This window comes from Proteus sp. fly-1067, from assembly GCF_040139345.1.
Lineage (GTDB): Bacteria > Pseudomonadota > Gammaproteobacteria > Enterobacterales > Enterobacteriaceae > Proteus > Proteus vulgaris_B.
Window position 1 is genome coordinate 1 of record NZ_JBEEUL010000074.1, and the last position, 779, is coordinate 779.

The window sequence follows — 779 nt, forward strand, 5'->3', positions numbered from 1 at the left end:
CATAATCAACCTGTTTGTAATTTTTATTCTCTGCGGACATACAAACGGGGTCTTGTGAATGTCCACCAACAATCATATCTAAGTAACCTTCAGGCAAACTACGTGCCATTTCCACATCACCCGGTGCATATGAACCGTGTTGGCCATCATCATAGTGGCCCATGTGGGTTGCCGCGATAATAATGTCTGGCTTCTCGGTTTCACGTAGCTCTTCAACCACTTTTTTGGCTTCGAGGGCTGGCGTTCTAAACTCAACATCAGGGAAGTTTGCAGGATTACCTAATTTTGCAGTGTCATCCGTCGTTAGACCTAATACCGCAATTTTTACCCCTTGCTTATCGAAAATTTGATACGGTTTAAATAGGCGTTTACCCGTACTGGTTTGATATATATTCGCAGATAAGAACGGGAAATTAGCCCATTTTTCTTGGGTGCGTAATACATCAATGCCATCGCATCGTAACCCCCTAAATTCATGCCCTTAAAATCAGGCTCAGCATCTTGTAAATCTGACTCTGGAACACCCGTATTAATATCACCTCCAGAAAGTAGTAAAAGGCTGCCACCTTGTTTAGCCACTTCATCACGAATTTCATCAACCACCGTTTTTTGTGCCGCTAAACCGTATTCGCCATGATCGTTATGCCAAAAATGGCCATGATGGTCATTGGTGTGCAAAATCGTAATATTATAGGTTTTATCTTTTTCCCAAGCATTTGCCAATGCGGCTGGCAATAAGGCTAAAGATACCGTTAATGCACATACGGATGCTTTAAAGG

1 pseudogene is annotated in these 779 nt (G+C 42.5%); it reads right to left on the minus strand.

The features are described 5' to 3' along the window. Nucleotides 1–779, minus strand: a pseudogene (locus tag ABN217_RS19190) (metallophosphoesterase); the annotation flags it as partial.